The sequence below is a fragment of the Mycobacterium sp. NGS18 genome, from assembly GCF_059813185.1.
Genome location: NZ_JCALEC010000031.1, coordinates 1 through 1,500, shown reverse-complemented (window position 1 = coordinate 1,500; position 1,500 = coordinate 1). Strand labels below are relative to the sequence as shown.

General features: G+C 64.6%; 1 protein-coding gene. It reads left to right on the top strand.

The genetic code is table 11. The features are described from left to right. Nucleotides 1-103: 103 nt before the first annotated feature. Entirely contained in the window at nucleotides 104-1,186 is a 1,083-nt protein-coding gene (locus AC5Y31_RS21775; protein ID WP_499982967.1) for an IS110 family RNA-guided transposase, read from the top strand. Nucleotides 1,187-1,500 lie beyond the last annotated feature (314 nt).

The following is a 1,500-nucleotide window of genomic DNA, read 5'->3' as shown; positions in this document are numbered from 1 at the left end:
CTTTAGACGGTATGGGGGGCTGGGGCCTCACTCACATGTGAACGTGGGTTGCCGACAGGAAATGGGTCCTGGCCGGTAGAGCCACAAGATGTGGGAGGCCCCAGTGAAGGTTCAGCGTACGAGTGTCGGGTTGGATGTGCACGCCCGTTCGGTGGTTGCGTGCGGGTTGGATGGTGATACCGGCGAGGTGTTCGAGCGCCGGTTGACTCCGGATCGCAACGATGTCCTGGAATGGGTTCGGGGTCTTCCCGAGCCGGTGGCAGTGACCTACGAAGCCGGGCCGACCGGTTTCGGTCTGGCCCGGTTCCTGCTGGCAGCGGGGATCGAGTGTGCGGTGGCCGCACCATCGAAATTGATCCGCCCGGGTGGGGATCGGGTCAAGACCGATGCCCGTGATGCGGCGCATCTGGCGCGGTTGTTGCATCTGGGTCAGATCACGGCGGTGACAATCCCGACGGTGGAGCAGGAAGCTGCCCGGGATGTGGTGCGGGCCCGCGAAGACGTCCGTGGTGACTTGATGACGGCCCGGCATCGACTCTCGAAGCTGCTGCTAAGACAGGGGATCGTCTACAGCGGCGGGCGGACCTGGATTCGTGAGCATGAGCGATGGCTGCGCCAGCAACAGTTCGACAACCCCGCCTTGCAACTGGCCTACGACAGTGCCTTCGACACGATGCTGGCCACCGTCGACCGCCGGGAGCGCCTCGACGCCGCGATCGCCGAAATGGCTGCTGATTCGCAGTTCACTGCGGTGGTGAACAGGCTGGGGTGTTTACGCGGGGTCTCGACGCTGACCGCGTTTGGGCTGGCAGCCGAGATCGGCGACTGGTCTCGGCTGACCGGCCGCAGTATCGGCGCCTACCTCGGACTGGTACCCAGCGAGTACTCCTCCGGGGCGACACGAACGCAGGGCGGGGTGACCAAGACCGGCAACAGTCACGCCCGCCGGCTGCTGGTCGAAGCCGCCTGGCATCACCGAGCCCCGTATCGGCCCGGTGCTGTGATGCGGCGACGCTGGGATGCCGCATCACCAGCAGCTCGGGCACGTGGTCAGGCCGGTAACCGGCGCCTGCATGAACGCTGGGTGCGCTTTGATGAGCGCAAGAAACGTTCGGTGGTCGCCAACGCTGCGATCGCACGTGAGCTGGCCGGATGGTGTTGGTCGCTGGCCGTCCTCGACGACTGAGCGCCCCACAAATGTCCAGATGAGTCAACCGGGTGTCGGCAAGCGTCTTGGAGTGACCCGCGTCGCCGCTATGAGCGATTACGTTGCACCGCAACGGATCATGCTCGACTTTAGACAAGCGGTCCGCTCTGACTCGAAAGTCCCGTCCTGCGGTAGCCAACCCGCGTATATCAGACTGACACGCGTCGATACGACACGCTCGACACCCACAACCTGACCCATTTGGTCAACAAAGCGGCGGCCGCAGCGACGGTTGCGGCCGCCGCTTCCCCCTGCCCACTTGACAAGATGTCCCCCATATCAGCGGCGATCGC